Source organism: Skermanella pratensis, from assembly GCF_008843145.1.
Taxonomy (GTDB): Bacteria; Pseudomonadota; Alphaproteobacteria; order Azospirillales; family Azospirillaceae; genus Skermanella; species Skermanella pratensis.
In genome coordinates this window covers 5,069,499-5,083,290 of the sequence record NZ_CP030265.1, presented here as the reverse complement: position 1 = coordinate 5,083,290, position 13,792 = coordinate 5,069,499, and the positions used below count along the sequence as shown (strand labels likewise).

Sequence of the window (13,792 nt, the reverse complement as noted above, 5' to 3'; positions counted from 1 at the left end):
ATCGTCCGCTCCACCTGTCCGGCAGTCAATGCATACCTGTCGACTTGTCGGAACGCCGGGCAGGCTCCCGATTCCGTCCGATTCCCCGGCGCCGCTCTCCCTCCCGTCGGGACGGGCGGCGGCGGCTCCGGGAAGGGGCGGAGATCAGGAAGCCTTGCGCCTCGTCTGGCGACCGGAGGAACGGCCGAGACCGATCTTCTTCGCGAATTCGGACCGCTGGGCAGCGTAGTTCGGCGCCACCATCGGATAGTCCGGCGGCAGGTTCCACTTCGCGCGGTACTCGTCCGGAGTCATGCCGTATGTGGACCGGAGATGCCGCTTCAACATCTTCAACTTCTTGCCATCTTCCAGGCAAACGATGTATTCGGGCGTCACCGACTTGCGGATCGGCACGGCGGGCTTCTGCGGTTCGGCCTGAACCTCCCGCGGCTGACCGTTCAGGCCGGTCAGCGAGGAGAAAACCGTATTGATGACTTCCGGGATTTGGGTCGCCGGAAGCACATTCTTGCTGACATAGGCGGATACTATGTCCGCCGTCATCCTCAGAATGGCACCGTCCGGCGCGTCGTGTTCAAGCTGGTCACTCATGCCCAGTATCCTGATTATTCATTGTGTTCGATGCTCTTCAAGTCGCACATGGGGATTTGGGTGTCAATAAAATTTCCGCAAGTGGTTCAAAGGTTATTTTGACTCGGCTGAGGTTTTCATCCACACGGCAAGATTGGAAACCGCTAGTTCGCCGGCCGAATTGAGCAGCGAACAGCATTAAAGATATTTTAGTGGTGCCAGAATGCCATTTGAGCTCCGTTGTCGCCCCGGCACTTGCCCACGAATTCGAGGCCGGAAGCGAGAACAGCGCTTTTGCTTCAGAAGCATAGTTTGCCGGAATGCATGGCCGCCGCGCGCGCCGCGCATGGCTCAACTCCGGCGTGCGCCCTGCGCAGATCTGCCCGGCAGCGGCGCCCGGTGCGATTCTGGCGTACCGCGCCGATATCTGGTAGTGTCGCGCACACGATGCCCCTATGGCCAGCTTTCGGGGGGATGGCGGGGAGTTCAGGCCGCCCGCCGGGCCAGGAGGGTTCCGCAGGGTCTCCGGAAATGGGTTTGGTTTGATGTCTAAACAGAAACTCGCCATTGCGTCCGATCACGCCGGCTTCGACTTCAAGGCTTCATTGAAGGACTCGCTCGCCGGCCAAGGCTACGAGATGGTCGACCTCGGAGCCCACAGCACCGATTCAGTGGACTATCCCGACATCGCCGCGGCCCTCGCGGCCGCCATCAGGGACGGGACCGCCGAGCGCGGAATCCTGATCTGCGGGACCGGCATCGGCATCAGCATCGCCGCCAACCGGCACGCCGGCATCCGCGCGGCGCTGTGCCACGATACCACGGGCGCCAGGCTTTCCCGGCAGCACAACGATGCCAATGTCCTTGTGATGGGCGCCCGGGTGACCGGGATCGAGGTCGCGAAGGACTGCGTCGCGACTTTCCTCGCCACTCCGTTCGAAGGCGGCCGCCACAGCCGCCGCGTTGACAAGATGGGCTGAACCGCCTTTTTTACCGCAATTCCGGTGCCTCGAAGCGAATTCCGGTGCCTCGAAGCGGCAGATCCTAAGGAATCCCTCCATGTCCTCCCTTCCCCAATCCTTCGCACCCTCGTCCGGCTTCTTCGGCGCCACCCTGGCCGAGAGCGACCCCGAGCTGGCATCGGCGATCGGGCGCGAATTGTCGCGCCAGCAGGACCAGATCGAGCTGATCGCGTCGGAGAACATCGTCTCCTCAGCCGTGCTCGAAGCGCAAGGCTCCGTCCTGACGAACAAGTACGCGGAGGGTTATCCCGGCCGCCGCTACTATGGCGGCTGCGAGTTCGTCGACGTCGCGGAGCAACTCGCCATCGACCGGGCCAAGGCCCTGTTCGACTGCGCCTTCGTCAACGTTCAGCCCCACTCGGGCGCGCAGGCGAACCAGGCGGTCTTCATGGCCCTGCTCCAGCCGGGCGACACCATCCTCGGCATGTCCCTGGATGCCGGCGGGCACCTGACCCACGGCGCCGCGGCCAACCAGTCGGGCAAGTGGTTCAACGCCATCCAGTACGGCGTGCGCCGCGACGACGCCCGGATCGACTTCGACCAGGTCGAGGCGCTGGCGCGCGAGCACAAGCCGAAGCTGATCATCGCGGGCGGCTCGGCCTATCCCCGCCAGATCGACTTCGCGCGCTTCCGCGGGATCGCGGACGAGGTCGGCGCTTACTTCATGGTGGACATGGCCCATTTCGCGGGCCTGGTCGCCGGAGGCGCCTATCCGACGCCGCTGCCCCATGCCCATGTCGTCACCACGACCACCCACAAGACGCTGCGCGGCCCGCGCGGCGGCATGATCCTGTCCAACGACCCGGACCTGGGCAAGAAGATCAACTCGGCCGTCTTCCCAGGATTGCAGGGCGGCCCGCTGATGCATGTCATCGCCGGCAAGGCGGCGGCCTTCGGCGAGGCGCTGCGGCCGGAGTTCAAGGACTATGCCCGGTCGGTGGTGGAGAACGCCCGCGCGCTGGCGGCCCGCCTGATCGAGGGCGGCGTCGACATCGTGTCGGGCGGCACCGACAGCCATGTGGTCCTGGTCGACCTGCGGCCGAAGAGCCTGACCGGCAAGGCGGCGGAGGCGACGCTGGAGCATGCCGGCATGACCTGCAACAAGAACGGCGTGCCGTTCGACCCGCAGAAGCCGATGGTCACCTCGGGCGTCCGGCTCGGCACCCCGGCGGCGACCACCCGCGGCTTCGGCGTCGCGGAGTTCACCCAGGTCGGCGAGATGATCTCGGAAGTGCTCGACGGCCTGGCGGCGAGCAACTCGGGCGACAACACGGCGGTGGAGGCCCAGGTGCGCGAGCGCGTCCGCGTGCTGTGCCAGCGGTTCCCGATCTACCAGGGCTCACCGGCCAACCCTGGGAGGCGATGACCTAAATGCGCTGCCCGTTCTGCGGACACGACGACACCCAGGTCAAGGACAGCCGGCCGACCGAGGACAACTCGGCGATCCGCCGGCGCCGCTTCTGTCCCGGCTGCGGGGCCCGCTTCACCACCTTCGAGCGGGTCCAGCTGCGGGAGCTGACGGTGATCAAGAGCATGGGGCAGCGCGAACCCTTCGACCGCGACAAGCTGCTGCGCTCCATGCGCATCGCCTTGCGCAAGAGGCCGGTCGATGCCGACCGCATCGACCGGCTGGTCAACAGCCTGGTCCGCCAGCTCGAATCGTCGGGCGAGAGCGAGATCCCGTCCAAGCAGATCGGCGAGATGGTGATGAACGCCCTGTTCAACCTGGACCAGGTCGCCTATGTCCGCTATGCCTCGGTCTACAAGGATTTCCGCGAGGCGTCCGATTTCAACGAATTCGTCGGAACCCTGAAGCCGGAAGTCTCCTGACGATCCGGCAATCCGGGTTTCAGACCAGGATCAGCGACCGATGCCAGTTCCGCCCCCGCCAGCACCGTACCCGCCAGCCGATGCCGGCTTCATGCGGTCGGCCATAGCCTTGGCGCGGCGCGGCCTGGGCACGGTGGCTCCCAACCCATCGGTCGGCTGCGTCATCGTGCGCGACGGCGTGGTGGTCGGCCGCGGCTGGACCCAGCCGGGCGGGCGGCCCCATGGCGAGACCGAGGCGCTGAGGCGCGCTGGCGCGGCCGCGCGGGGGCGACCGTCTATGTCTCGCTGGAGCCCTGCAACCACTGGGGCAAGACCCCGCCCTGCACCGAGGCGCTGCTGGAAGCCGGCATCGGCCGCGTCGTGGTGGCCTGCGAGGACCCCGATCCCCGCGTCTCCGGCTCCGGCATCCGCCGGCTTCGGGAAGGCGGCGTCCATGTGGATGTCGGCCTCTGCGCCGACGAGGCGGCGGAGCTGAACGAGGGCTTCTTCCGCCGCATCCGGGACGGCCGCCCGCTGGTGACCCTGAAGCTCGCGACGTCGCTGGACGGCCGCATCGCGCTCCGCACCGGGGAGAGCCAGTGGATCACCGGCCCGACCGCGCGGGCCTGGGGACACGGCCTGCGCGCCCGCTACGACGCGATCATGATCGGGCTGAACACGGCGCTGGCCGACGACCCGGAGCTGACCTGCCGGCTGCCCGGACTGGGGCACCGCTCGCCCCTGCGGGTGGTGGTGGACAGCCGGCTGCGCCTGCCGCTGACCTCCAAGCTGGTGCGCGGCGCCCGCACCACGCCGACCCTGGTGTTCACCCTTCAGGGCGTCGACCCCAAGCGCGCCCGCGCCTTCACCGACTGCGGCGTGGAGGTGGTGTCCCTGGTGCCCGACGCGTCGGGCGTGCTCGACGTGGCCGGGACCCTGAAGTCTTTGGCGGCGCGGGGCATCACCCGCCTGCTGGTCGAGGGCGGCGCCCGGCTCAGCGCCTCGCTGATGCAGCAGCGTCTGGTCGATCGGCTGGAGTGGTTCCGGGCGCCGCGCATGATCGGCGGCGACGGGCTGCCCGCCGTCGTCGGCTTCGGCGTGGACCTGCTGGAGGACACGGCCGACTTCATCCGCGTCGGCGTCCGCCGGGCCGGCGACGACGTCATGGAAAGCTATCGGCGCTGAGGCCGGTGCCAGGGCCGGCGCCGGGGCGTTCAGGCCGATCCCAGCAGCGCGGTCCGGGTCCAGGGGTTCACCGACGCCAGGCGCTGCAGGACCATCGGCCCGACGCAGCCGCCCGCCGTCGCCAGCAGGAAGATCTGCCAGTCGTCGGCGCCAAGCCGCATCAGCGGGATGCGCAACGCGGCCTGGAAGAACATGTGGTGCAGGAAGATCGCGTAGGAGTGCTGGCCGAGGGTGCGCAGCAGCGGCACCGCCGGCATCGCCCGGACCAGGACCAGCGCCGCCGCCGATCCGGTGACCAGGGCCAGCAGGCTGGTCCGGCCGAATTCCACCGGGATCAGATGCCACAGGGACGCCTGGTGGATCAGCGCGCCGGCCGCCAGCACCGCCACGGCGCCGACCCTTGCGGGCGGGGTGGACAGGGCGTCGTGGAACCGCGTGAAGGCGACGCCGAGCAGGAAATAGGGCAGCAGGTACGCCGCCTGGCTGACCGAGAACAGGTCTACCGTCTTGTACAGGGTGCCGCCGAAGGTCAGGTTCAGCACCGCCGCCGCCGCCGACAGCGCCAGGAACGGCCGGGGCCGGAACAGCGCGCCGCGCGCATCCAGGAATCCGACCAGCAGGAAGATCAGCAGCAGCGCCTGCAGGTACCAGAAATGCTGGTAGGGCAGCACCGGGATGGTCAGGAACTCGTACCAGTCCGGCGCCGCCGTTGTCCCCGGCGTGACCGCCTGGAGCACGAAGAAGGCCGGTGCGACGATCAGAAGCGGGATACCGAGCCGGCGCAGCTTCTTGCCGTAGAAATCCGCCAGATGGTCCCGCCGCACGGGGCGGAACGCGTATACCAGGCCGGAAAGGAAGGTGAACAGCGGCATCCGCACGAACAGCCAGCTGTCCACGGCGTACCGGTACCAGCTGTCGTCCGGGACCCGCATCGCCACGGTAGGATCATGTCCGATCACATGTAGCGATACCAGCAAAAGACAGGCAAATCCCCGAAGTTCATCAATATTGAATTTATCGCGCATGGCGAACGTCTTCCAGTATGCAATCCACAGGAAATGGAAGGGCGCGCCCGGGGGCAAGGTTCCCCAAAAGACTTACAGAAGATGCTACTTTTCCGGATGATGCTGGGGGTGCCGAAGCCATGGCGCCACGATCTATTCGGAAGAATTCTCAAAATTTATTCGAAAGGCTGCGTTTGGATTTTGTGCTCCCATATGCCTTCCGAATCCGGCGCCGCCGGACCGCGCTCGGCCGGCCCCATCCGCGGTTGACTGGCGCGGTGGCGGATGCCATGTCATCACCCCTGCGGCTTACCGTTACGTGGCCGGCATCCGTCGAAGCTGCTAGGCTTGTGCCCATGTTCACCGGAATCATAACAGACGTGGGTCGCGTCGCCGCCGTGGAGCGGCGGGGCGATACCTTTTTCACCATCGAGACAGCCTTCGACATGGGCACCGTCGACATGGGCGCCTCGATCGCGTGCAGCGGCTGCTGCCTGACCGTGATCGACAAGGCGCCCGGCCGGTTCACCATCTCGGCCTCCGGCGAGACCCTGTCCAAGACGACCCTCGGCACCTGGGGGCAGGGGACGGAGATCAACCTGGAGCGCGCGCTGCGGCTGGGCGACGAGCTGGGCGGGCACATCGTCTCCGGCCATGTGGACGGCGTCGCCGACGTGGTCTCCTCGACGCGGGAGGGCGACAGCTGGCGCTACCTGTTCGAGGTGCCGGCCGAACTGGCCCGCTTCGTGGCGCCCAAGGGCTCGGTAGCGCTGGACGGCGTGTCGCTGACCGTCAACGAGGTCGAGGGGCGCCGCTTCGGCGTCAACATCATCCCGCATACCCGGACCCACACCACCTTCCGGACGCTGGGTCCCGGCAGCAGGGTGAACATGGAAGTGGACATGCTGGCCCGCTACGTCGCGCGCCTGGCGGAGAGCCTTTAGATCATGCGGACCGTCAACAAGACCGACCTCGTCGCGGGCCTCCGCACCCCCCACGACACCGAGTATCTCTCGACCACCGAGGAAATCCTCGAGGAGGCCCGGCAGGGCCGGATGTTCATCCTGGTCGACGACGAGGACCGGGAGAACGAGGGCGACCTCGTCATCCCCGCCCAGATGGCGACGCCCGAGGCGATCAACTTCATGGCGAAGTTCGGCCGCGGCCTGATCTGCCTCGCCATGACCGGCGAGCGGATCGAGAAGCTGCGCCTGCCCCTGATGGCCAAGCAGAACGCCTCGCGCCACCAGACCGCCTTCACCGTCTCGATCGAGGCGCGGGAGGGCGTCACCACCGGCATCTCGGCGGCCGACCGGGCACGCACCATCCAGGTCGCGATCGACCCGGAGATGGGCGCCGACGACATCGCGACCCCCGGCCACGTGTTCCCGCTGATGGCGCGCGACGGCGGCGTCCTGGTCCGCGCCGGCCATACGGAGGCCGCGGTCGACGTCGCCCGCATGGTCGGACTGAACCCGGCCGGCGTGATCTGCGAGATCATGAACGACGACGGCACCATGGCCCGCCTGCCGGACCTGGTGAAGTTCGCCCAGTTCCACGGGCTGAAGATCGGCACCATCGCCGACCTGATCGCGCACCGCCGCCGGACCGAGACGATCATCGACCGCACGCTGGAGACCGTGCTGGACAGCCGCTACGGCGGCCGGTTCCGCATGATGGTCTATGTCAACAAGGTGCAGTACGCCGAGCACATCGCGCTGGTGAAGGGCGACATCACGGCGCCCGGGCCGGTGCTGGTCCGCATGCACGCGCTTAACGTGCTGGACGACGTGCTGCACGACCGGTCCTGCGGCCGGGGCGGGGAACTCCAGGCGGCGATGCGGGCGATCGCCGAGGCCGGCCGCGGCATCGTCGTGCTGCTGCGCGAGCCGCAGCCGACCAGCCTGTCCAGCCGCGTCAAGGCCCAGCTCGAAGGCATGCCCAACCCGGCGGGCGAGCTGCGCGACTACGGCATCGGCGCCCAGATCCTGTTCGACCTGGGCGTGCGGGAGATGGTGCTCCTGTCCAACCACAAGAAGACGATCATCGGGCTCGACGGCTACGGCCTCACCGTGGTCGGCCATCAGCCCATCCCGCTGACCAGTTCAGACGCAACCACTTCCGGAGCCGACTGAGGCATGTCCGCCGTTCCCGATTCCGTAGCCCAGATCATGGGTCCCCACGTCCTGATCGTCGAAGCCCGCTTCTACGAGGACATCGCCGACGAGCTGGTGCGCGGCGCCATCCTGGCGCTGGAGGCGGCCGGGGCGACCTATGACCGGATCGCGGTGCCCGGCGCCTTCGAGATCCCGGCCGCGATCAATTTCGCGATCCTGGCCGGCGGCGACGCCACCCATGCCCCAGCCCATGCGAACGACGAGGCCGGGGCGCCGCCGCGCTACGACGGCTACGTGGCGCTCGGCTGCGTGATCCGGGGCGAGACGACCCACTACGACTATGTCTGCGTCGAGAGCGCCAGAGGGTTGCAGGATCTGGCCTTGCGCCACAACGCCGCGATCGGCTACGGCATCCTCACGGTCGAGAACGACGACCAGGCCTGGGCGCGCGCCAAGGTGGATCAGAAGAACAAGGGCGGGGCGGTCGCCAACGCGTGCCTTGACATGATCCGGTTGAAGCGCCACTTCGGCCTCACGTCCTGACCGGGCCGTTCCGTTCAGGCAAAGACTCCGATCAGACATAGACACCGATCAGACACAGACTCCGACCCGACATAGACGCGATTGAAAAGCTCCACCATGGCACAGTCCGACGATGCGCGCGAAGGCGCCCCGCCCAAGCGCGGCACTTCCGGTTCGGGGTCACGCCGCAGCGGCGGCGGCTCCGCGAAGGCGCGCCGCAAGGCGGCCCGGCTGGCGGCCGTGCAGGCGCTTTATCAGATCGACCTGACCGGCACCAACGCGGAGTCGGTCCTGGGTGAATTCATAAAGCACCGGCTGGGCCACGAGGTGGACGGCGACACCTATGTCGCGGCCGACCCCCAGCTGTTCTCCGACATCCTGCGCGGCGCCAGCGCCCGCCGGGCCGAGCTGGACGAGATGCTGGGCTCCTGCCTGGACGCCCAGTGGCCGGTGGGCCGGCTGGAACTGCTGATGCGTGCGATCCTGCGGGCCGGCGCCTTCGAGCTGCTGGTGCATGTGGACACCCATCCGCGCATCGTGATCAGCGAGTATGTGGACGTGTCGCACGCCTTCTTCGCCGGGCGCGAGCCGGCCATGGTCAACGGCGTGCTGGACAAGCTGGCCCGCGCGATCCGGGCCGAGGACCTGGCGACGCCGGACCCTTCCCGTGCCGCTCGGTGAATTCGGCCGGATCGAACGATACCTGAAGCCCCTGGCGGCGGGATTCCCCGGCGCGCTCGGCCTGACCGACGACGCGGCGGTCTTCGGCATTCCGGCGGGCCGGGAGCTGGTGGTGACCACCGACGCGCTGGTCGCCGGCGTGCATTTCCTGGCCGACGACCCGCCGGCGGACATCGCCGCCAAGATGCTGCGGGTTAACCTGTCCGACCTTGCCGCCATGGCCGCCGAGCCCTTGGCCTATTCGCTGGTCACCAGCCTGCCCGCGGGCCTCGGCGATGGTTGGCTCGGTGAGTTCGCCGCCCAGCTGGCCCGCGACCAGCGGGAGTATGGCATCCACCTGATGGGCGGCGACAGCGTGTCCACGCCGGGACCCGTCACCCTGTCGGTGACCGCCTTCGGCCTGGTGCCCGCCGGCAAGGCGCTGCGCCGGGGCGGAGCGGGGGCCGGCGACCTCGTCTTCGTCAGCGGCACCATCGGCGACGCCGTGCTCGGCCTGAGAGTGCTACAGGGAAACCTGACCGCCGCCGACCCCCAGCCGCTGATCGACCGCTACCGCCGCCCGCAACCCCGCCTGTCCCTGGTGCCGGTGCTGCGGCGCTTCGCCACGGCCGGCCTCGACGTGTCCGACGGCTTGGTCGCCGACCTGGCGCATCTGTGCGAGGTCTCGGGCCTCGCCGCCGTCATCCATGCGGACCGCGTCCCCCTGTCCGCCGCCACCCGCGCCGTCGTGACCGCCGACGCCGGCCTGCTGGCGGCGGCGCTGACCGGCGGCGACGACTACGAGATCGTCTTCACGATGAAGCCGCAGGACCGCGACGCGCTGCTCGCCACGGGCGCCGACGTGACCGAGATCGGCCGGCTGGCCCCCGGCGGCGAGCCCGGAAGCGTCACCGTCCTGGACGCCGCGGGTCAGCCCCTGCCGCTTCCGTCCCGGGGCTGGACCCACTTCTGACAAGCCTTCGGCGGAGGGTGCGCGTCCCGCGCACCATGGGCGGCGGGACACCGCCCCTCCGCGGCAGACTCACGGGAACAGGGGCGCCTGCTCCAGGCCCATGGTCTCGATCAGGCCGGTCATCACGTTCATGTTCTGGATCGCCTGGCCCGAGGCGCCCTTGACCAGGTTGTCGATCACCGACAGCACGATCGCGCGGCCCTTGATCCGGTCCGGGAACACCGAAATATGGATCTGGTTCGACCCGCGCACATTCTTGGTGTGCGGCACCGCGCCAGCCGGCAGCACCTGGACGAAGGGCTCGGCCTCGAAGCGTGCCGCCAGCGCCGCGCGCAGGTCGTCCGGCGTGTTGCCCCCGGCCAGCCTGACATAGGTCGTGACGAACTCGCCCCGGTTCATGGGGATCAGGTGCGGGGTGAAGGCCATGGTCACCGGCTTGCCGGCGGCGAGGCCCAGCTCCTGCTCCATCTCCGGCATGTGGCGGTGGCGGCCGACGCCGTAGGCGTGCATGCCCTCGCTGACCTCGCAGAACAGATTCTGCTGCTTGGCGTCGCGGCCGGCGCCGCTGACCCCGGACTTGGCGTCGACGATGATGTCGTCGGTCTCGATCAGCCCGTCCAGCACCAGCGGCAGCAGCGGGATCAGGGTCGCGGTCGGGTAGCAGCCGGGGTTGGCGACCAGCCGGGCGTTGCGCACGCCCTGGCGGTTGAACTCGGTCAGCCCGTAGACCGCCCTGGACTGGAGCTCCACCGCCTGGTGCTCGTGGCCGTACCACTCGGCGTAGGTCGCGGCGTCCGACAGGCGGAAATCGGCCGACAGGTCGACGACCCTCAGCGTGCCCGGCAACGCCCGGATGATCTCCTGGGTGGTGCCGTGGGGCAGGCCGCAGAAGACGAAGTCGATCTCCGACCAGTCGACCTGCTCGATCTTCACCAGATCCGGCAACTTCAGGTAGGCCAGATGGGGGAAGACGTCCGACAGCGGCTTGCCGGCCTGGCGCTCCGCCGTCAGGGCGCGGATGTCGGCGGCGGGGTGGCGGGCCAGCATGCGGACCAGTTCGGCACCGGTATAGCCGCTGGCTCCCAGGATGGCGATCCGGATCCGATCGACCGTTTCGGGCATGGAACGAACTCCCAAAGGCGAAGAGCGGGACAGTAGGGCGGGGGTGGTGGCAGCGAGTACGAAAACGAACAGGGCGCCCCGATCGGGACGCCCTGCCGCAGTATAACAGAAATGCGGGGCTTGGTGCCCTGGGTACCCGTTAGCGCTTCGAGAACTGGAAGCTGCGGCGGGCCTTGGCACGGCCGTACTTCTTACGCTCGACGACGCGGGCGTCGCGGGTCAGGAAGCCGGCGGCCTTCAGCGGCGAGCGCAGGCCCGGCTCGTAGTAGGTCAGCGCCTTGGAGATGCCGTGGCGCACGGCGCCGGCCTGGCCCGACAGGCCGCCGCCGGCGACCGTGCAGGTCACGTCGTACTGGTCGATGCGGGCGACGATCTCGAACGGCTGGTTCAGCAGCATGCGCAGCACCGGGCGGGCGAAGTACACGCCGATGTCGCGGCCGTTGACGGTGACCTTGCCGGAGCCCGGCTTGATCCAGACGCGGGCGACCGCGTTCTTCCGCTTGCCGGTGGCATAGGCGCGGCCCTGGGCGTCGATCTTCGGCTCGGGCGCCGCGGCGACGGCGTCCACTGCGGTGACTGTGGAGGAGGCGCCGCCGGTCAGGTTCTTCAGATCGGCAAGGGTGGTGGTGACCTGCGCCATGATTATGCGATCCTCTTGTTCTTCGGGTTCCGGGCGCCGATGTCCAGCACCTCCGGCTGCTGGGCTTCGTGCGGATGGGCGGTGCCGCCGTAAACCTTCAGGTTGCCCATCTGCTTGCGGCCCAGCGGACCGCGCGGAACCATGCGCTCCACCGCCTTGATGACCACGCGCTCGGGATACTTGCCGTCCAGGATCTGCCCCTTGGAACGGCCCTTGATGCCGCCGGGGTAGCCGGTGTGCCAGTAGAAGATGTCGTCGTTGCGCTTGTTGCCGGTCAGGCGGACCTTCTCGGCATTGATGACGATGATGTTGTCGCCGCAGTCGACGTGCGGGGTATAGAACGGCTTGTGCTTGCCGCGCAGGATGTTGGCGATGATGCTCGCCATACGTCCGAGGACGAGGCCTTCCGCGTCGATTACGAACCACTTCTTTTCGACTTCGGACGGCTTCAGGGACAGGGTCTTCATTGCCACTCTCTCAAGAAATACCGGTAACGGCACGAGAGCGGGACTCCCCTGCCGAAGTTGGGCGCTGTTCTAGGGCTTCGGCATGGCATGAGTCAACCGGAAAAACACCGCGACTGCAGGGATTTAGATGTGCGGTACCATGATACCGCGCCTCTTATCCCGTTGCCGGAAAAGGATTTTTTCGATTGGTTTCATCATGCGGTATCACCATACCGCACGCGTCTCACGCCAGCATGGTGACGGGAGGGCGGTCGGGCGGGATGCTGTAGGTGCCGGTGACGTGGGCGACCGGGTCGTCCTCGCCCTCGGAATAGAGCAGGATGTCGCCATAGGCCAGCCGCTTGCCCAGCTTCAGCACCCGCGCCTCGGCGATCACCGCCCGCTGGCCGGGCCTGCGCAGGAAATTGATGGTCATGCTGGTGGTGACCGCCAGCTCGACCCGGCCGATCAGGCTGAGAACGGCGCCGTAGAGCGCCACGTCGGCCAGCCCGAACAGGGCGGGGCCCGTGACCGTGCCGCCGGGCCGCACGAAATCCTGGCGGTAGGGCATGCGCAGCCGGATCGTCCCGGCGCCCACGCTCTCGACCACGACGCCGTAGCTGCCGACCAGCGGCACGCCCTCCCGGATCAGCGTTTCCAGTTCCGCCGCCGCGATCGCCGACTCATCCATTCCCCGGGTCCCCTTCATCTCGTCCCTTGAATCCGGTCGCCGCATGGTTTCCCATGCGCGACACCACACATAGCCGCTATCACCCCCTATCACATAGCGAACGAGAACGGGAGAACGCCACCATGACAGCCACAGGCTCAGCCCCGGCCGCCGCCCGCCCTGCGGAACCGATCCTGCTGCGCGAGGTCCGCGACGGCGTGGCGACGCTGACGCTGAACCGGCCCGCCGCCCGCAACGCGCTCTCCATGGAGCTGATGACCCTGCTGACCGAGGAGCTGGAGGACATCCGCGACGATGCCGGGATCAAGGTGGTGGTGCTGGCCGGGGCCGGCCCGGCCTTCTGCGCCGGCCATGACCTGAAGGAGATCCGCGCCAACCCGGGGCGGGAGACCTACGAGGCGCTGTTCCGGCAGTGCTCCCGCCTGATGACGACGATCACCCGCCTGCGCCAGCCGGTGATCGCCCGCGTCCACGGCATCGCCACGGCGGCCGGCTGCCAGCTGGTCGCCACCTGCGACCTCGCCATCGCGGCGGACACGACCCGCTTCGCGACGCCGGGCGTCAATATCGGCCTGTTCTGCTCCACCCCCATGGTGGCGCTGTCCCGCGCGGTCGGCCGCAAGCACGCGATGGAGATGCTGCTGACCGGCGACATGATCGGCGCCGGCGACGCCGTGATGTTCGGCCTGATCAACCAGGCGGTGCCCGAAGCCGAGCTGGACGCGACCGTCCAGGATCTCGCCGCCCGGATCGCGTCCAAGTCGCCGCTTACCCTGGCGATCGGCAAGGAGGCCTTCTACCGCCAGCTCGAAATGGGCTTGGACGACGCCTACGCCTATGCCAGCGACGTCATGACGAAGAACATGCTGGCCCGCGACGCGGAGGAGGGGATAGACGCCTTCCTCGCCAAGCGCCCGCCGGTGTGGGAAGGCCGGTAGGAGGACGACCGCCGCTGAAGACCCTGGCTTCCTGGCCTGCCGTGGACGACGACGGCCAGGAAGATAGGGGAGTTGCCCACAAATGCGCGCAGGTGG

At 68.2% G+C, this 13,792-nt stretch carries 16 protein-coding genes and 1 pseudogene; 11 read left to right on the top strand and 6 right to left on the bottom strand.

All coding sequences use genetic code 11. The annotated features are described in order from the left end of the window. Positions 1-144: 144 nt before the first annotated feature. Positions 145-588 carry a Ros/MucR family transcriptional regulator gene (locus DPR14_RS23375; RefSeq protein WP_037454989.1) on the bottom strand — a complete coding sequence of 148 codons (444 nt, stop codon included), beginning with the start codon at positions 586-588 and terminating at the stop codon, positions 145-147. A 524-nt stretch (positions 589-1,112) separates the two neighbouring features. On the opposite strand from DPR14_RS23375, the gene rpiB reads away from it, so the two are divergent. The 5 genes and pseudogenes from rpiB to ribD all read left to right on the top strand — a co-directional run bounded on the left by rpiB (position 1,113) and on the right by ribD (position 4,583). After that, positions 1,113-1,547, top strand: a complete 435-nt coding sequence (gene rpiB, locus DPR14_RS23370) for a ribose 5-phosphate isomerase B (RefSeq protein WP_158047286.1) — start codon at positions 1,113-1,115, stop codon at positions 1,545-1,547. A 79-nt stretch (positions 1,548-1,626) separates the two neighbouring features. After that, positions 1,627-2,955 carry a serine hydroxymethyltransferase gene (gene glyA, locus DPR14_RS23365; protein WP_158047285.1) on the top strand — a complete coding sequence of 443 codons (1,329 nt, stop codon included), beginning with the start codon at positions 1,627-1,629 and terminating at the stop codon, positions 2,953-2,955. A 5-nt stretch (positions 2,956-2,960) separates the two neighbouring features. After that, complete coding sequence (nrdR, locus tag DPR14_RS23360; protein ID WP_158047284.1) at positions 2,961-3,419, top strand: transcriptional regulator NrdR; 459 nt, start codon at positions 2,961-2,963, stop codon at positions 3,417-3,419. A 40-nt stretch (positions 3,420-3,459) separates the two neighbouring features. Beyond that, a pseudogene (locus DPR14_RS29185) lies at positions 3,460-3,725 on the top strand (bifunctional diaminohydroxyphosphoribosylaminopyrimidine deaminase/5-amino-6-(5-phosphoribosylamino)uracil reductase RibD); the annotation flags it as partial. Then, positions 3,705-4,583, top strand: coding sequence for a bifunctional diaminohydroxyphosphoribosylaminopyrimidine deaminase/5-amino-6-(5-phosphoribosylamino)uracil reductase RibD (gene ribD, locus DPR14_RS23355; RefSeq protein WP_425501050.1), 879 nt, complete (start codon positions 3,705-3,707; stop codon positions 4,581-4,583). The pseudogene DPR14_RS29185 and the gene ribD, both read left to right, overlap by 21 nt. A 29-nt stretch (positions 4,584-4,612) precedes the next feature. Here ribD and DPR14_RS23350 read toward each other — a convergent pair whose 3' ends face one another. Beyond that, positions 4,613-5,608 (bottom strand): acyltransferase family protein, encoded by a 996-nt coding sequence (locus DPR14_RS23350; protein ID WP_158047283.1) that lies wholly within the window; start codon positions 5,606-5,608, stop codon positions 4,613-4,615. A 335-nt stretch (positions 5,609-5,943) separates the two neighbouring features. On the opposite strand from DPR14_RS23350, the gene DPR14_RS23345 reads away from it, so the two are divergent. The 5 genes from DPR14_RS23345 (at position 5,944) to thiL (ending at position 9,859) form a co-directional block, all read left to right on the top strand. Next, a complete protein-coding gene (locus DPR14_RS23345) occupies positions 5,944-6,531 on the top strand; it encodes a riboflavin synthase (RefSeq protein WP_158047282.1) in 588 nt (195 codons plus the stop codon). Between the two features lie 3 nt (positions 6,532-6,534). Continuing rightward, positions 6,535-7,722, top strand: coding sequence for a 3,4-dihydroxy-2-butanone-4-phosphate synthase (gene ribB, locus DPR14_RS23340; protein WP_158047281.1), 1,188 nt, complete (start codon positions 6,535-6,537; stop codon positions 7,720-7,722). A gap of 3 nt (positions 7,723-7,725) precedes the next feature. Then, positions 7,726-8,247, top strand: coding sequence for a 6,7-dimethyl-8-ribityllumazine synthase (ribH, locus tag DPR14_RS23335; protein WP_246148527.1), 522 nt, complete (start codon positions 7,726-7,728; stop codon positions 8,245-8,247). A gap of 96 nt (positions 8,248-8,343) precedes the next feature. After that, complete coding sequence (gene nusB / locus DPR14_RS23330; protein ID WP_158047280.1) at positions 8,344-8,907, top strand: transcription antitermination factor NusB; 564 nt, start codon at positions 8,344-8,346, stop codon at positions 8,905-8,907. Further along, positions 8,894-9,859, top strand: coding sequence for a thiamine-phosphate kinase (thiL, locus tag DPR14_RS23325; protein ID WP_158047279.1), 966 nt, complete (start codon positions 8,894-8,896; stop codon positions 9,857-9,859). Before nusB ends, thiL begins: the two co-directional genes overlap by 14 nt. 69 nt (positions 9,860-9,928) lie before the next feature. Here the strand turns inward: thiL and argC are convergent, their stop codons facing one another. The 4 genes from argC to DPR14_RS23305 all read right to left on the bottom strand — a co-directional run bounded on the left by argC (position 9,929) and on the right by DPR14_RS23305 (position 12,758). Next, entirely contained in the window at positions 9,929-10,981 is a 1,053-nt protein-coding gene (argC, locus tag DPR14_RS23320) for an N-acetyl-gamma-glutamyl-phosphate reductase (protein ID WP_158047278.1), read from the bottom strand. Between the two features lie 139 nt (positions 10,982-11,120). Continuing rightward, positions 11,121-11,621, bottom strand: coding sequence for a 30S ribosomal protein S9 (gene rpsI, locus DPR14_RS23315; RefSeq protein ID WP_158047277.1), 501 nt, complete (start codon positions 11,619-11,621; stop codon positions 11,121-11,123). Between the two features lie 2 nt (positions 11,622-11,623). Further along, positions 11,624-12,088 carry a 50S ribosomal protein L13 gene (gene rplM / locus DPR14_RS23310; protein WP_158047276.1) on the bottom strand — a complete coding sequence of 155 codons (465 nt, stop codon included), beginning with the start codon at positions 12,086-12,088 and terminating at the stop codon, positions 11,624-11,626. Between the two features lie 223 nt (positions 12,089-12,311). Next, positions 12,312-12,758 (bottom strand): PaaI family thioesterase, encoded by a 447-nt coding sequence (locus DPR14_RS23305; protein WP_158047275.1) that lies wholly within the window; start codon positions 12,756-12,758, stop codon positions 12,312-12,314. Between the two features lie 122 nt (positions 12,759-12,880). On the opposite strand from DPR14_RS23305, the gene DPR14_RS23300 reads away from it, so the two are divergent. Further along, positions 12,881-13,696: an enoyl-CoA hydratase gene (locus DPR14_RS23300; protein WP_158047274.1), complete on the top strand. Its 816-nt coding sequence runs from the start codon at positions 12,881-12,883 to the stop codon at positions 13,694-13,696. Positions 13,697-13,792 lie beyond the last annotated feature (96 nt).

Bases quoted from the DNA above. Each gene is read 5' to 3' on its own strand.
- DPR14_RS23375 (WP_037454989.1), bottom strand. From the start codon at position 588: ATGAGTGACCAGCTTGAACACGACGCGCCGGACGGTGCCATTCTGAGG.
- rpiB (WP_158047286.1), top strand. From the start codon at position 1,113: ATGTCTAAACAGAAACTCGCCATTGCGTCCGATCACGCCGGCTTCGAC.
- glyA (WP_158047285.1), top strand. From the start codon at position 1,627: ATGTCCTCCCTTCCCCAATCCTTCGCACCCTCGTCCGGCTTCTTCGGC.
- nrdR (WP_158047284.1), top strand. From the start codon at position 2,961: ATGCGCTGCCCGTTCTGCGGACACGACGACACCCAGGTCAAGGACAGC.
- DPR14_RS23350 (WP_158047283.1), bottom strand. From the start codon at position 5,608: ATGCGCGATAAATTCAATATTGATGAACTTCGGGGATTTGCCTGTCTT.
- DPR14_RS23345 (WP_158047282.1), top strand. From the start codon at position 5,944: ATGTTCACCGGAATCATAACAGACGTGGGTCGCGTCGCCGCCGTGGAG.
- ribB (WP_158047281.1), top strand. From the start codon at position 6,535: ATGCGGACCGTCAACAAGACCGACCTCGTCGCGGGCCTCCGCACCCCC.
- ribH (WP_246148527.1), top strand. From the start codon at position 7,726: ATGTCCGCCGTTCCCGATTCCGTAGCCCAGATCATGGGTCCCCACGTC.
- nusB (WP_158047280.1), top strand. From the start codon at position 8,344: ATGGCACAGTCCGACGATGCGCGCGAAGGCGCCCCGCCCAAGCGCGGC.
- argC (WP_158047278.1), bottom strand. From the start codon at position 10,981: ATGCCCGAAACGGTCGATCGGATCCGGATCGCCATCCTGGGAGCCAGC.
- rpsI (WP_158047277.1), bottom strand. From the start codon at position 11,621: ATGGCGCAGGTCACCACCACCCTTGCCGATCTGAAGAACCTGACCGGC.
- rplM (WP_158047276.1), bottom strand. From the start codon at position 12,088: ATGAAGACCCTGTCCCTGAAGCCGTCCGAAGTCGAAAAGAAGTGGTTC.
- DPR14_RS23305 (WP_158047275.1), bottom strand. From the start codon at position 12,758: ATGGATGAGTCGGCGATCGCGGCGGCGGAACTGGAAACGCTGATCCGG.
- DPR14_RS23300 (WP_158047274.1), top strand. From the start codon at position 12,881: ATGACAGCCACAGGCTCAGCCCCGGCCGCCGCCCGCCCTGCGGAACCG.